This is a genomic window from Actinoplanes sp. CA-051413 (assembly GCF_050955795.1).
Classification (GTDB): domain Bacteria; phylum Actinomycetota; class Actinomycetes; order Mycobacteriales; family Micromonosporaceae; genus Actinoplanes.
In genome coordinates, this window is the sequence record NZ_CP192100.1 from 1,426,792 (window position 1) to 1,441,045 (window position 14,254).

The 14,254-nt window shown below is 72.4% G+C and carries 10 protein-coding genes; 9 read left to right on the plus strand and 1 reads right to left on the minus strand.

Features of this window, described 5'->3' with window-relative positions:
• The first annotated feature begins 34 nt into the window (after positions 1–34).
• A complete protein-coding gene (locus ACQP2Y_RS06775) occupies positions 35–3,319 on the plus strand; it encodes a TIM-barrel domain-containing protein (RefSeq protein ID WP_433725570.1) in 3,285 nt (1,094 codons plus the stop codon).
• Here the strand turns inward: ACQP2Y_RS06775 and ACQP2Y_RS06780 are convergent.
• A complete protein-coding gene (locus ACQP2Y_RS06780) occupies positions 3,306–4,151 on the minus strand; it encodes an alpha/beta hydrolase (protein WP_433725572.1) in 846 nt (281 codons plus the stop codon). The two genes, ACQP2Y_RS06775 and ACQP2Y_RS06780, sit on opposite strands and share 14 nt — an antisense overlap.
• 103 nt (positions 4,152–4,254) lie before the next feature.
• Here ACQP2Y_RS06780 and ACQP2Y_RS06785 point away from each other — a divergent pair, with 103 nt between their 5' ends.
• From ACQP2Y_RS06785 to ACQP2Y_RS06820, 8 genes are all read left to right on the plus strand, one after another.
• On the plus strand, positions 4,255–5,838 hold the full coding sequence (locus ACQP2Y_RS06785; protein ID WP_433731799.1) for an ABC transporter transmembrane domain-containing protein: 1,584 nt from the start codon (positions 4,255–4,257) through the stop codon (positions 5,836–5,838).
• Between the two features lie 73 nt (positions 5,839–5,911).
• The gene (locus ACQP2Y_RS06790; RefSeq protein WP_433725574.1) at positions 5,912–7,621 is read left to right on the plus strand and encodes an ABC transporter ATP-binding protein; all 1,710 of its coding nucleotides are present in this window, start codon (positions 5,912–5,914) and stop codon (positions 7,619–7,621) included.
• 48 nt (positions 7,622–7,669) lie between these two features.
• The gene (locus ACQP2Y_RS06795; RefSeq protein ID WP_433725576.1) at positions 7,670–8,002 is read left to right on the plus strand and encodes a hypothetical protein; all 333 of its coding nucleotides are present in this window, start codon (positions 7,670–7,672) and stop codon (positions 8,000–8,002) included.
• Positions 8,002–10,077 carry a M91 family zinc metallopeptidase gene (locus ACQP2Y_RS06800; protein WP_433725578.1) on the plus strand — a complete coding sequence of 692 codons (2,076 nt, stop codon included), beginning with the start codon at positions 8,002–8,004 and terminating at the stop codon, positions 10,075–10,077. The genes ACQP2Y_RS06795 and ACQP2Y_RS06800 overlap by 1 nt, the downstream gene beginning before the upstream one ends.
• A gap of 1 nt (position 10,078) precedes the next feature.
• Positions 10,079–10,756 carry a hypothetical protein gene (locus ACQP2Y_RS06805; RefSeq protein WP_433725580.1) on the plus strand — a complete coding sequence of 226 codons (678 nt, stop codon included), beginning with the start codon at positions 10,079–10,081 and terminating at the stop codon, positions 10,754–10,756.
• Between the two features lie 112 nt (positions 10,757–10,868).
• On the plus strand, positions 10,869–13,121 hold the full coding sequence (locus tag ACQP2Y_RS06810) for a CHAT domain-containing protein (protein WP_433725582.1): 2,253 nt from the start codon (positions 10,869–10,871) through the stop codon (positions 13,119–13,121).
• Between the two features lie 62 nt (positions 13,122–13,183).
• On the plus strand, positions 13,184–13,330 hold the full coding sequence (locus ACQP2Y_RS06815; RefSeq protein ID WP_433725584.1) for a hypothetical protein: 147 nt from the start codon (positions 13,184–13,186) through the stop codon (positions 13,328–13,330).
• A gap of 233 nt (positions 13,331–13,563) precedes the next feature.
• The gene (locus ACQP2Y_RS06820) at positions 13,564–13,698 is read left to right on the plus strand and encodes a hypothetical protein (protein WP_360814956.1); all 135 of its coding nucleotides are present in this window, start codon (positions 13,564–13,566) and stop codon (positions 13,696–13,698) included.
• The last annotated feature ends 556 nt before the right edge of the window (positions 13,699–14,254 follow it).

Consider the following 14,254-nt stretch of genomic DNA (forward strand, 5'->3'; position numbering starts at 1 on the left):
GTGACGTGCTTGTTACGTGATCAGGGGGTCGGCCATGTCCCGGCATGTCGGTGGCACCCGTTTCGCGGGCGTTCTCGCCTTCCTGTTGCTTTTGGTGGCCACTCCCGGCACCGCGCTCGCCGCGCCCCGGGCGCCGGAGGTCCACGGGCAGACCGTCCGGGCCGGCCACCTACGCGTGCAGGTGCTCACCTCGACCCTGCTACGGCTGGAGTACGCGGCCGACGACGCCTTCGAGAACCGTCCCACCTTCAACGCCGTCAACCGCGATCCCGGGCGTACCTGGTTCACCGCCTCGACGCGGGGCGGTGAGCTGCGCGTGCGTACCGCCGCGGTGACCTTGCGCTATCGGCTCGACAGCGGCCCGGTGTCAGCGGCCAACACCACGTTGGAGTTGCGGGTCGGCCGGCGGACGACCAGCGTGCATCCGGAGTTCGGCTCGCCCGCGCGGGACGACGCGCTCGGTGGCTGGTACCGGGGCATGGACTACTACGAGGGGCAGGCCGGGCCGGTCGACCAGCTGACCCTGCATCCGGGCATGCTCAACCGCAGCGGCTGGTATCTGCTCGACGACACCCGCACCGCGGTGCGTACCGGTCAGAACTGGGTCGCAGCGCGGCCGGCGCGCACCGGCAGCTACCAGGACGGCTACCTGTTCGGCTACGGCCACGACTACCGGCGCGGCCTGGCCGACCTCCGGACGCTCACCGGGCCGTCGCTGCTCCCGCCGAAGTGGGCGTTCGGCACCTGGTTCTCCAAGTACCAGGCCTACAGCGCCGAGGACTACGAGGACCGGCTGCTGCCCGCCTTCCGCGAGCACGATGTGCCGCTCGACTCGCTGGTGCTCGACACCGACTGGAAGGCGCCGAACCAGTGGGCCGGCTGGAACTGGAACACCGAGCTGTTCCCGAAACCCGACGAGTTCCTCGACGGCCTGGAGCGCCGGGGCATCGCCGCGACCCTGAACGTGCACGCCGCCATCTCCGGCGACGACCCGCGTTTCGCCGAGGCGCAGGCCACCGCGAAGGGCAAGCTCACGCCCGCGGCGAGCAGCTTCGCGCCGAACCCGTACCGCTTCGACTGGACCGATCCGGACCAGGCCGCCGCCTGGACCCAGCTGCACAAACCCTTCGAGAACCAAGGTGTACGCCAGTGGTGGCTGGACTACTGCTGCGATGACAGCACGGTGAGCACGCCCGGTGTCACCGCTGACAGCTGGGTCAACGAGCTGTACCGGCGGGACGGCGAGGCACGCGGGCTGCGGGGCTTCTCGCTGTCGCGGATCGGGGCCTCCTTCCCGGCGTACACGACGCCCGGCCCGTCCGGCCCGTGGGCCGAGCACCGCAGCACCGTGCACTTCACCGGCGACACCCGGCCGGACTGGGAGACGCTGCGGTTCGCCGCGGCGATGACCCCGGCCGAGGCCAGCATCGGCGTGTCGTACGTCAGCCACGACATCGGCAGCTTCGCCGGCAAGCACCTGCCCGACGACCTCTACCTGCGGTGGGTGCAGCTGGGCGCGTTCCAGCCGATCCTGCGGCTGCACTCCGACCACGGCGACCGGCTGCCCTGGGAGTACGCGGACACGGTCGGCGAGCCGGCGGCGGACTTCCTGCGCCTGCGCGAGTCGCTGGTGCCGTACCTGTACACGGCGGCGCGGCAGACCTACGACACCGGAATGCCGATGGCCCGGGCGCTGTACCTCGACTGGCCCGAGCTCGACGAGGCGTACCGGCACGACACGCAGTATCTGCTCGGCGATTCGCTGCTGGTCGCGCCGGTGACCGCGCCGGGGCTCAGCACCACCACGCCGGTGTGGTTCCCGCCGGGCACGTGGACCGACTTCTTCACCGGGGAGACGTTCCGCGGGCCGGCCACCCGTACGGTCGCCGCGACCCCGGACCACATGCCGGTGTACGCCCGCGCCGGCGGCATCGTGGCCGGAGCGCATCCGGCCGCCAACGTGGCCGGGCAGGCCCGCGACCGCCTCCGGCTCACCGTCTACCCGCACGCGTCAGGCCGCACCACCGTGTACGACGACGCGGGCGAGGGCCTCGGCTACCGCAGCGGGCAGCACGCCCGGATCCCGGTGCGCTACGACGAAGGCCGCCGCTCGGCGCTCACCGTCGGCCCGGTCGCCGGCACCTACCCGGGCGCTCCGGCCACCCGCCGGTACACGGTCGAGTTCGCCGGCGTCTCGCGCCCGCACGTCGTCACCGTCGCCGGGCGTCCCGCACGGTTCACCTACGACAGCGGCAAGCGTCTGCTCACCGTGGAGGTGCCGGCCACGGCGGGCACCCGGTCGGTGACCGTCACCCACGACGGCCGCCCGCTGACCGTGGCGCAGCAGCCCGCTGTCGACCTGACCTTCACCGCGCCGGACGGGCTGCAGTCGGGGGCGACCAGCCGTCTGGTGACGACCGCGCGCAACCTGGGCCCGGGTGCGATCAGCGCGCTCGCGGCCACGGTGACCGCCCCCGAGGGCTGGGTGATCACCCCGCGGACGCCGGTCACTGCGGCGTCGCTGGCGCCCGGGGCCACTTTCACCGTCACGTACGACGTCACGCCGGTGGGCCCGTCACCGCGTACCGCGAATGTCATCGCCCGGCTCGCGTACCGGAATCCCGACGGCAGCAGCGCGAGCCTGCCCGCCTCCCTGAGCGTCCCGGTACGGCCGGTCGATGTCACGTTCCGCGTGCGCGCCCCGGCGGGCACGCCGGCGGACGCGACGCTGTACGTGCCCGGCAACATCGCCCAGCTGGGCCCATGGGATCCCGCCAAGCAGGCGATGACCAACCGCGGCGGCGGGATCTGGGAGGCCACCATCACCGTGCTGGACGGGACCGACATCCAGTACAAGTACACCCGCGGCAGCTGGGAGACCGTGGAGGAGTGGGGATCGATCACCGGCACCAACAACCGCAACGTCACAGTGGACGGTGGCATCACCCGGACCATGCTGGTCGACGACACCTCCACCGCGTGGGGCGAGCCCGGCGTGCCGGACACCCATCTGGCCGTCCAGTACTGGCGCGACCCGCTGGTCGTGACCACCACCACGACCCCGACCGCGGCGACGATCGTGTTCCAGCGCGACATCCAGCCGGCCGGCGCCGACTACAGCGGCTCGGTGACGGTCACCGGCCCGGGCGGCGCGGTGCCGGGCACGGTGGCCGAGACCACGCCGGGAACGCTGGTGTGGACGCCGTCGACCCCGCTGGCGGCCGGGTCGTACACGCTCACGGTTGCGCAGGTGAGCAGCACCGGCGCCGCGGGCGTGCCGATCCGCGAGCCGTACACGACAACCTTCACGGTGGGCTGAGCGGCGTGGTCAGTTCGGTGACGGCGTCGATGAGCTGCTGCCCGTCGAGCAGCGAAGCATCGTTGTGGTCCGCGCCCTCGACCACGACAACCCGTACCGGTCCCGCCGCGTTGTCGGCGACGGCCCTGCTCTGCGCCGGCGGGACGACCGAGTCGGCCGTTCCGTAGACGACGAGCGTCGGTGCCGTGATCCCACCGATGTGGTCCCGCACCGGGAACCGGTCGCGCGCGAGCAGCCGTACCGGAAGGAACGGGTAGTGCTCCTGACCAGCCGCCGGCAGGTCGATGAACGGTGACCGCAGGATCAGCCCGGCCGGCGGCTGCCGGGCCGCCAGGGCCGTCACCACGGCCGCACCCAGGCTCTCGCCGAAGTAGTACAGCCGCTCGGCCGGGATGCCGGCCCGGTCGACGAGGTAGGCCCGGGCCGCGTCGACGTCGTGGGCCAGGCCCTCCTCGGTCGGACTGCCGGGGTTGCCGCCGTAGCCGCGGTAGTCGACGAGCAGCACGGTGAGACCGCGCCCGGCCAGCGCCGCGGCGAGCGGCACGCGGGCGAGCCTGTTCCCGGCATTGCCGGGAGCCACCAGCACGCCCACCCGCCGGTCGGTCGTCCCCGGCGGGGGCCGGACCAGCCAGGCGCCCAGGTCCAACCCGTCACCGGTACGCAGGGAGACGTCCTGACCTCCGGCCAGCACCTGAGCCGCGGGCGGCGGCGCGGACCGGTCCGGGAAGTAGATCAGCCGCCGTTGCAGCAGCCACGCCAGTGCTACGAGCAGGGCCAGGACCAGCAGCACGACGAGTGCGACGCGTACCACGACGGAAACTCTGACCACCATCCTATTCTCGCCGGGCACCATGGGGTCCGTGGATATCCGGGGACCCGCACGTTACCTCTGGTGGCTCGCCAGACAACTGAAAGGCCGGGTTCTGCTCGGCGCCATGTTCGGCTCGCTCTGGTTCGCCAGCCTCGCGTTCACGCCCTTCCTGCTGTCCCAGGCCATCGACCGCGGTCTCGGCCCGCGCCGGCCCGGCACCCTGCTCGCCTGGACAGCTGCGGTCCTGCTCGTCGGTCTGTCCAGTGCGGGGCTGGGCATCATGCGGCACCGGTCCATGACCAAGCTGCGGCTGGCCGCCGCGCTGCGGACCGCCGATGCGGTGCTGACCCACGCGACCCGGCTCGGCGCCGCCCTGCCCCGCCGGGTCACCTCCGGCGAGGTGGTCACCATCGGGATCGCCGACGTGTGGACGATCGGGCGGGCGATGAACGTCGGTGGCGTCGGGGTGGCCAGCGTGCTCGCGTACGCGGTGGTGGCGGTCCTGTTGTTCCGCACGTCGCCGCTGCTGGCGGTCGTCGTGCTGGCCGGCGTGCCGGTCCTCGCCCTGGCCGTGGGCCCGTTGCTGATCCGGGTCCAGGCGGCCGGGGCCCGGTACCGGCGGCGGCAGGGCGCGCTGGCCACCCAGCTCGTCGACGTGCTCTCCGGGCTGCGGATCCTCAACGGCCTCGGTGGCAAGGAGGGTCACCTGGCGCGGTACCGGAGCAACTCCGCCGGCCTGCGCGACCTCGGTTACCGGGTGGGCCGGGCGAGCAGCTGGGTCGGCGCGTTCGGTGAGGGCCTGCCCGGGGTCTTCCTCGCGGTGGTGGTCTGGCTGGCGGCGCGGCAGGCGGCCGCGGGTGAGCTCACGGCCGGCGAGCTGATCGCGGTGTACGGCTACACGGCCATGCTGGTCATCCCGGTCAACGTCATGATCTTCTGCGGGTTCGACATCACCCGCGGGCTGGTCGCCGCCCGGCACGTGGTCACGTACCTGCGTCTGCCGCCGGACGAGACCACCGGCCGGCCCGCGCCGGACCGGCCCGCCGTCCTGCACGACCCGGTGTCCGGGGTGTCGGCCGATCCGGGCCGGCTGACCGCGCTCGCGGCGGACCGGCCGGCCGACGCGGCCGCGGTGCTGGAACGGCTGGGACGGTACGGCCCGACCGACGCGACCTGGGGCGGCGTCCGGCTCGACAGCATCGCGCGCGACGAGGTGCGCGCGCGGATCCTGCTCGCCGAGCACGAGGCCGACCTGTTCGCCGATCCGCTGCGCGACGTGGTCGCCGGCCGCGAAACCCCCGAGCAGGAACGCTTCCGAGCGGCGATCGAGGCCGCGGCGGCCCGTGACGTCGGCGAGCCGGACCACCCCGTCGAGTGGGGCGGCCGCAACCTCTCCGGCGGCCAGCGGCAGCGGGTGCGGCTCGCCCGGGCGCTCTACCAGCAGCCGGAGATGCTGCTGGCCGCCGACCCGACCTCGGCGGTGGACGCGCACACCGAGGCGGCAATCGCCGAACGGCTCCGGGGCGCCCGGGCGGGCCGCGGCACAGTCCTCGCCACCACCTCACCGGCGCTGCTGGACCGGGCCGACGTCGTGCACTACCTGGTCGAGGGCCGGGTGGCGGCCAGCGGGTCGCACCGGGAACTGCTGCACTCCGCGCCCGGCTACGTCCGGCTGGTCGCCCGGGTCTTCGGGGAGGAAGAGGCATGAGCGAGCTTGCGAGCGAATCATCAACTCTGCGCCCGACGAATGTCATCCCCGGAGCGCCAGCGGAGGGGATGGCATGAGCGCCGCACTGCCGATCGCGGACCAGCGGCTGGTCACGCAGGCGGCCCGGCGGCTGCTGGCCGCCGACCGCCGCACCGTCGTGCTGATGCTCGTCCTCAACGCCCTGGCCGCGCTGGCCGGCTTGGGCGGTCCCTGGCTGCTCGGCCGGATCATCGACACGGTGACCGCCGGGTCCGGCGCCGGCCAGGTCGACCGGCTGGCCCTGGCGGTGCTGGCCTGCGCTGTCGCGCAGATGCTGCTTTCCCGGTACGCCCTGACGGTCGGCTACCGCTTCGGGGAACGCACCGCCGCCCGGGTCCGCGAGGAGTTCCTGCAACGGTCGCTGGACCTGCCGCCGGCGGTGGTCGAACGGGTACCGGCCGGCGACCTGACCGCCCGCGGCACGACCGATGTGGACGCCGTCGCCACAACCCTGCGGGACTCGCTGCCGCAGGTGTTCATCGCCGTCGTACAGCTGCTGCTGATCGTCACCGTGGTGGTGGTGGTCAGCCCGCCGCTCGGACTGGCGGGTCTGCTGGGCTTCTCCGGCATCTGGTTCGTGACCCGCTGGTACCTGCGCCGGGCCCGGGACGCGTACCTGCGTGAAGGCGCGGCCAACTCGGTGATGGCCGACGAGCTCGCGGCCACGACGACCGGCGCCCGCACGATCGAGGCCTTCGACCTGCGCGAGCGCCGGCTGGCCAAGGGACACGCGGCGATCGCCGAGACCCGGCGCACCCGGCTGGCCACGCTGGGCCTGCGGACGGTGTTCTTCCCGGTGGTGGAGATGTCGTACGTGGTGCCGGTCGTGCTGGTGCTCCTGATCGGCGGCCCGCTGTACTTCGCCGGCTCGGTCACCCTCGGCACGGTCGCCGCGGCGGTGCTGTACCTGCGCCAGCTCGTCGGGCCGATCGACAGCATCACGCTCTGGATCGAGCAGTTGCAGAGCAGTGCGGCGTCGTTCGCCCGCGTCGAAGGACTCGCCGCGGTGCCCGCGGACCGCACCCGCGCGATCCGGGCGCCGGACGGCGACCGGATCGAGGTACGGGCGGTGCGCTACGCGTACGAGTCCGGCCAGGACGTCCTGCACGACGTGGACCTGACCGTACGGCCGGGGGAGCGGCTGGCGATCGTCGGCCTCTCCGGCGCCGGCAAATCGACATTGGCCCGCCTGATCGCCGGCGTGGACCGCCCGGACGCCGGATCGGTGACCGTGGGCGGCGTGCCCATCGCCGACCTGCCCCCGGACGAGCTGCGCAGGCAGGTGGTGCTGGTGACGCAGGAACACCACGTCTTCCGCGAGTCCCTGCGGCAGAACCTGATGGTGCCGGCCCCGGACGACGTGCTGCGCCGGGCGCTGAAGACGGTCGGCGCCGACTGGGCCGATGACCTCGACCGCGACCTCGGCGAGGACCCGCCCAGCGGCGGCCAGGCCCAGCAGCTCGCCCTGGCCCGGGTGGTGCTGGCCGACCCGCACACAGTGATCCTGGACGAGGCGACCGCCCTGCTGGACCCGACGGCTGCCCGCAGCGCGGAACGCGCCCTGGCGGCGGTGCTGCACGACCGTACGGTCATCGCGATCGCCCACCGCCTCCAGACGTCGCACGACGCGGACCGGGTGGCGGTCATGGACGGCGGCCGGATCATCGAGCTGGGCAGCCACGACGAGCTCCTCGAGGCGGGCGGCCCGTACGCGTCCCTGTGGCGCACCTGGCACGGCACGTGAGTCTGCGCGGGGCACCGCGGCCGGCCCGGAGTTGTTAGCGTGCTGCCCATGGCCGATGAGGTGCGAGCCGATCCCGACGCGATCGTCCGGTTGGCGAAGGCCACCCTGGCGGGCGCCGACGCGATGACCGACGGCTGGTCGGCGGCCCAGGGCGGGGTGACGCCGCCGGGTGCCGCGTTCGGCAACGCGCTCGCCGGGCCCGCCTGCGCCGCGTCGGCCGCCGGGGCCGAGGCGGCCATGGACGCCACGTGGCGCCGCATCACCGGTGTCTACGAGGGCGACGTCGACCGGCTCTACCGGGTGGCGTTCGCCTACCAGCAGGCCGACTCCGAGGCCGCCGAACGGCAGCGCCGGGCCGGCGGCGGACGGCAGCCGATCTGATGACGTCGCCGCAGATCCCGCCGCCCGACCCGGTGACCCTCGACAACGTCTGGGAGCTCGAGGCCGACCCCGGCGCCCTGGACCGTGCCGCTGAGCAATGGCGTGGCTTCGCCCGGGCCGCCTCCACCGCACGCGACTCGGTCGACGACGCGGCCGCACCGCTGCGGGGCGAGGCCTGGTCCGGCGACGCCGCGGACACGTACCACGACCACCGCGAGAAGCTCGGCCGCGCCGTGGACGAGGTGGTGGAGGCGGCCGACAGTTTCGCGGTGGCGCTCGGCAACGTCTCGGGCCTGCTCCGGACGGCCCAGAGCGCCCTGGCCGATGCCCTGGCCCGTGCCACGGCAGCCGTGCCCGCCACGGTGACCAGCGTCGGTGTCACGTTCCGGCCGCGTACCGCCGAGGACATCGCGCCGATCAACACCGCCATCACCGAGGCCCAGCGGATCCGCGCCGACCTCGACAGCGACCTCGTCGTCCAGAACGGCAAGCTCGACACCGCCCGCCAGGAGGTGCAGAGCCTGGCCGGCGCGTGGGAGACCATCGCCGCCGGCCGGGACGAAAGCTGGACCCTGCCACCCGAGGCGCGCGCCACCAGCTGGATCTACGACGGCGAGTCCGTGGTGCTCAACACCGGGCCCGGCAACGACTCCGTCCAGGTGCGGGTCGATCCCCGTACGGGTGAACAGATCGTCACCGTGAACGGCGTCAGCACCACCTTCCCGCCGAACTACCAGCTCACCATCCGGGCCGGGGAGGGCAACGACAGTGTGGACGTCGCCCCCGGCACCCGGGTCCGGCTGACCCTGCTCGGCGGTGAGGGCGACGACGTGCTCAAGGGCGGCGACGGCAACGACCGCATCCTGGGCCTCGACGGCCGCGACCACATCGAGGGCCGCGGCGGCGACGATCGCCTCACCACCGGCGCGAGCCGCGATCGGCTGCCCCACGAGACCGGCCCGGAGTGGAACGGCGTCGAGATCGTCGAGCACGTGCACGGCGGTGACGGCAACGACCGCATCTACGGCGGTATCGGCCGTGACAACGTGACGGGCGGCGCCGGCGACGACCTGCTGGAGGGCGGCGACAGCGACGACACCCTGGACGGCCAGGACGGCACGGACACCGTCCGCGGCAACGCCGGCACCGACAACCTGTACGGGCGAGGCGGAACGGACACCCTCGACGGCGGCGACGGGCGCGACTACCTCGACGGCGGCGACGGCGACGATCGCCTGCGCGGCGGCCTGGGCGACGACACCGCGTACGGCATGGGTGGCAACGACTCGGTCGACGGCGGCGCGGGCCAGGACTACCTCGAGGGCGGGGCCGGCAACGACGAGCTGACCGGCGGCGCGGGCAACGACATGATCTCCGGCGGCCGCGGCGACGACGTCCTGCGCGGCGGCACCGGCGACGACAAGTTCTACTCCGGCTGGGGCCGCGACACGGTCGTCGCGGGAGCGGGCAACGACCAGGTGTTCGGCCAGAACGATGACACCGTCAGCGGGGCCGAGCGGGTGGTCAACGTCGAGGTCTCCGACGACGTCGACTTCATCAAGGTGACCGGCTCGCCGGACTTCGTGGCCCGGGTCGAGGCCGACCTGGACCTGCTGCGGGCGTCACCGACCGGTCAGCAGATGCTGGCCAACCTGCAGAAGGCCAGCGACGACAGCGCCAACTGGTTCTACGACGGCAACGGCCTGACGATCTCCGAGCTGACCGAGGAGAACGGCAAGGCGCCGTGGCCGGACGACAACCTGCTGTTCGGCGAGAATTGGGCCATCGAATACAACCCGTCGTTCGACACCGTGCACAACAGCCCTCCGGTGACGGTCCTCTACCACGAGATGGCCCACGTCTACGACTACGCCAACGACACTTTGGACGAGGACACGTACCAGGGCCCGACCAACCAGGGCGTCCCCAACTACGAACGGGTGGCGGCGGGCCTGCCCATCGACCACGACGACGACCCGTCCACCCCGGAACAGATCGACCCGGACCACCCGCTGCAGTTCACGGAGAACGGCCTCCGCGAGGAACTGGGCGCGCCCCGGCGGCCGTCGTACTGACATGCGCCTCCGCTCCCGCGTCGCCTCTGCCGTGCTCGCCGCTGCCGTCCTGCTGGGCGCGGCCGCCTGCACCGAAGAAGCTCCCACGCTGCCCGACCGCCCCGGCCCGACGGTGGCGGCCACCCTCACCACGACATTCGCCCGCACGCCGACGGCGCTGACCTGGACCTACACGCTGCGCAACGACGAGCCGGCCGAGATCGCCGTCTTCAACGGCAGCTCCGCCGACACGGACGGCGGAGTGTCGAACTCGCCCGGCGCCTGGGTCGTGCCCCGCGACGAGGACACGATCGAGGTGTCGCAGCGGCTCTTCGCGCAGCCGCCGAAGGTGGGGCTGGCCCGGCCGTACACCCAGTTCGGGACGGTGCTTCCGGCCGGGGCTGAGCTGACCGGGTCGGTCACGGTGCGGCTGCCGCTCAAGGTCGCTCATCCGTACGGGTTCGCCTTCAAGCCCGCGTTGCAGCTCCCGGAGGATGCCACGAAGGTCGTCTTCTGCGTGGGTGTGGCCCGGGCGAAGGACATCTCGCCGACGCCCTTCGAGACATCCGCCAGCCCGCAGCCATCCCTCTACGCCTCACCCGACGGCCCGGCGCCGGCGGGGGCGCGCAAGGCCCGGTACGTGCACGCGGGCGGCGACCGCCAGCACCTGGCCTGCGCACCACCCGAAGACCTGCCCTGACCGCTGCGACCCTGCTCATCGGCACGTACCTCCCGATGTATCGCCCTGAGTGACAATGGTCGATGTGGCGGAGCCCCAGATGACCTTTCGGGTCCCCGGCGGATGTGCCTTCGTGCCGCTGGCGATCGCCGGCGCGGTGGTCGTCGGCGCTTTGGGGGGTCCGTGGTGGCTTCCGCTGTGCTGCCTGGCCTTTGTCGTCCTGCCCGGAGGGCTGGCCATCGCCGCGACGGGCGTGCTGGTCTACCTCACCTGGTGGACCTGGTGGATGGCGCTTCCCCCGGTGCTTCTCATCGCCAGATTCGAGTTCGAACTCTGGGCTCGGCGGTTCATGCACAAGCCGTCCGTCGCGAGCGCCCTGCTGCTGCAGCAGCACACTGCATACGGCGAGCTGGCGGTATTGGAGGAAGGCATCCAGCTGAGTCGGCGCGCGGTAGCCGATGCGCGGCCCGGCTCTCCCGAGATCGGCTTCTTCCAGGTACGACTGGCCAATGCCCTCACCGCGTTGTTCTTGAGGACCCGGCAAGACGCTCTGATCGACGAGGCCACCGAGCTGACGCGTGGCGTTGTCGCCGCATGTCCACCCGGCGATCCGAAGCGGGCGGACCTCCTCGGCGCGTGGGGCACGATGCTGTGGGCGGCAGCCGAACACGGCGGCCGGCCGGACCTTGCCGACGAGGCGGTTACGGTTCTGCGCGAGGCGGCTGCACTGGGCGGGGAGCTGCACGAGCTCTGTGCCGCTCTGGTGACGTCGTTCACCGTGCACCAGCGGCCGGAGGATCTGGCCGCGGCGATACGAGTGGGCCGGGAAGCCGTCGCACGCTCGCCCGGGTCCCACCCCGAGCGCGGGATGGCTCAGTTTCATCTGGGCCGGGCCCTGGCGGCGCGATACGAACATGACGGCGACCGCGTCGCGCTGGCTGGGTCCTGTGCGGCCTATGCCGAGGCTGCGAGCATGCAGTCCACGTCGGGGAACCCCGAAGTTGTGGCCGCGCAGAGGGCCGCCGAGATGTACATCCGCGCGGGTGACAACGGCGCCGCCCTGGCGATGGCGGAGTCGGCGGTGCGGCAACTCCCGCGGATCACGCCGTGGCACCTGGGCTTCGATGACCGCGTCAACCGTTCCATCAAGGTGCTGGATCTGGCCTCGACGGCGGCGGAGGCCGCGATCCTCGCGGGCGCGCCCGGCCGGGCCTTGGAACTGATGGAGCAGGTGCGGAGCGTCGCCATGGGCAAGGAACTCGCCCGGCGCGACAATCGCGCCGGGACGATCGGGAAGCTCAGCGAGCAAGCGACCCGGGGGCCGATCATCTACGTCGTCGCCCATCGCGACCATGGCAGCGCGCTGATTCTCACCAGCGATCCCGGCGAGCCCGTCGTCGTGGACCTGCCGCTGTTCACCCGGCAGGCGGTCGACCAGCGCGTCACGGCCCTGCAGCAGGCCCAGCAGATCGCCACGGAGCCGGGCGCGGTCGCCGGGCGGCAGCAGGCTCAGCGCGACGTCCTGGCGATCCTCGCCTGGCTGTGGGACGCCGCGGCGGCACCGGTCCTCGACGCCCTCGGCCACACCGGTCCCCCGGGCGGCGGTCAGCCGTGGCCGAGGATCTGGTGGTGCCCGGTCGGCCTTTGTGCGCTGCTGCCGCTGCACGCCGCGGGCCGCCATGCCGACGGCGGTCACGACACCGCGCTGGACCGGGTGATCTCCTCCTATACGACCACGATCCGTGCGCTCGCTCACTCCCACCGCGCCCGGTCCCGGCCCCGTCAAGCGGCGTCCGTCCTGGTCGTGTCCGTCCCCGAGGCCCCCGGCGTCTCGCCGCTGCCCGGTGCCGCCGCCGAAACCCGCCTGCTGGAGAGGTTGTTGCCGGCCACGACGATCCTGCGCTCACCCGGCCACGCCACCGTCATCGAGGCCCTGCCGCACCACGAGATCACGCATTTCGCCTGTCACGGAGTCGCCGACCTGCTCACTTCCACCGAGAACCGCCTGCTGTTGCAGGACCACCTGGAAAGGCCGCTGACAGTGACCGCCATCAGCGGCCTGCGTCTCGACCACGGCGAACTCGCCTACCTGTCCGCGTGCAGCGTCACCCACACCACGGCGTTCCACGCCGATGAGACGACGCATCTGACGGCCGCCTTCCAGCTCGCCGGATATCGGGCGGTCGTCGGCACCCTGTGGCCGGTCAACGACCACGCCGCCACGATGATCACCGAGGACTTCTATCGCGGCCTCCTCGGGCCGGGCACCTCCGACCCGGATCCCACCACCGCTGCGACGGCGCTACATCACGCCGTCCGGGCCCACCGCGCTCGTCACCCCGCCCTGCCGACGCAGTGGGCCGCACACGTCCACCACGGCCTGTGATGCGGCCCAGGAACTGAAGCCCCGCCTCACACCGGGCTGACGACGCGGGCTGGTGCGAAGCGGTGGCCGGCTGCGAGGCGGGCGTCCGGCGCGTGGTCATGACCTCCGCGATCGGCGCGATCGCCTACGGTCACGCACCGCGCGACACCCCGTTCACCGAACAGGACGTGGACGCCGACATCGCCCCGTACCAGCGGTCGCCGCCCTGATCGCCATGCAGTTCGCCATTCGCCGATCACGGCAGGCAACTGTCGCCCCTGTTCGTCTTCTTCCTGCGCATCTTCCGGGGGCAGCTAGCGCTGACGCCGACGTCATCCGGGCTGGATGAGGTGGGTAGGCAGGACGCGCCCCACAGTGACTTACACGCGCACCTCAGCGCGTCGATCGAGTAGCCGGTCCTGAGTGCGTCGGAGAAGAGGGCAGAGGCCTCATGGGAAAGCTCATGAGCAGGATAGAAAAGGCCGCGAAGTCGCCGAAGGCGAAGGAACTCGAGAAGGAGATGATGCGCAAGGCCAAGGACCCGAAGACGCAGGCGAAGCTGTCCAAGGGTTTCCGGAAGCTGAGGTCCAAGCACTGAGACGGATGCTGGATACGCCGTTTCCGGGCCGGGTGTCACGCCGGTCGGAGTCGACGGCCGCACGCGGATGCGCCGTCGGCCCACCCGGTCACTTCTTCTTGTTCTTCTTGCCCTTCTTGTCCTTCTTCGACTTCTTCGCCATGGCGCGGCCTCCCTTCAACCTGTCATCGGCCGCCGGTCGGCACCCCCGCGGGGAGCGCGTTCCCGGGGAGGTGCTGCGGTGGCCATGCATCGAACGATGCTGGAAATCTCGTCCCCGTCCCTCATCCCTGATGGATGACAAGGTTCGGCTGCCCGTCACTTGGTGCCATAGCCGGCGCGGCGGTCACCCGGAGGCGGGTGAACGTCGATCGCCCATTGTGGACACGCGGCCGGTGAGCCCGTTCCGGTGGGCGAGCGGCGCGGCGTGCCGCTCCGGCAGCCGAACCGGGGGAGCGTCGGGTGTGGATGGTCAAGCGATGCACCGCGGTGGCTGGTGATCCGGTGCCGGCCGACCTGCCCGCTCGGTGCGTCACCGGGGACGGCCGCGTCCCGCCGCGCACCTTCACGGTCGTGA

Excerpts from the sequence above, each read along its gene's own strand:
- ACQP2Y_RS06775 (WP_433725570.1), top strand. The coding sequence starts at position 35 with ATGTCCCGGCATGTCGGTGGCACCCGTTTCGCGGGCGTTCTCGCCTTC.
- ACQP2Y_RS06780 (WP_433725572.1), bottom strand. The coding sequence starts at position 4,151 with ATGGTGGTCAGAGTTTCCGTCGTGGTACGCGTCGCACTCGTCGTGCTG.
- ACQP2Y_RS06785 (WP_433731799.1), top strand. The coding sequence starts at position 4,255 with ATGTTCGGCTCGCTCTGGTTCGCCAGCCTCGCGTTCACGCCCTTCCTG.
- ACQP2Y_RS06790 (WP_433725574.1), top strand. The coding sequence starts at position 5,912 with ATGAGCGCCGCACTGCCGATCGCGGACCAGCGGCTGGTCACGCAGGCG.
- ACQP2Y_RS06795 (WP_433725576.1), top strand. The coding sequence starts at position 7,670 with ATGGCCGATGAGGTGCGAGCCGATCCCGACGCGATCGTCCGGTTGGCG.
- ACQP2Y_RS06800 (WP_433725578.1), top strand. The coding sequence starts at position 8,002 with ATGACGTCGCCGCAGATCCCGCCGCCCGACCCGGTGACCCTCGACAAC.
- ACQP2Y_RS06805 (WP_433725580.1), top strand. The coding sequence starts at position 10,079 with ATGCGCCTCCGCTCCCGCGTCGCCTCTGCCGTGCTCGCCGCTGCCGTC.
- ACQP2Y_RS06820 (WP_360814956.1), top strand. The coding sequence starts at position 13,564 with ATGAGCAGGATAGAAAAGGCCGCGAAGTCGCCGAAGGCGAAGGAACTC.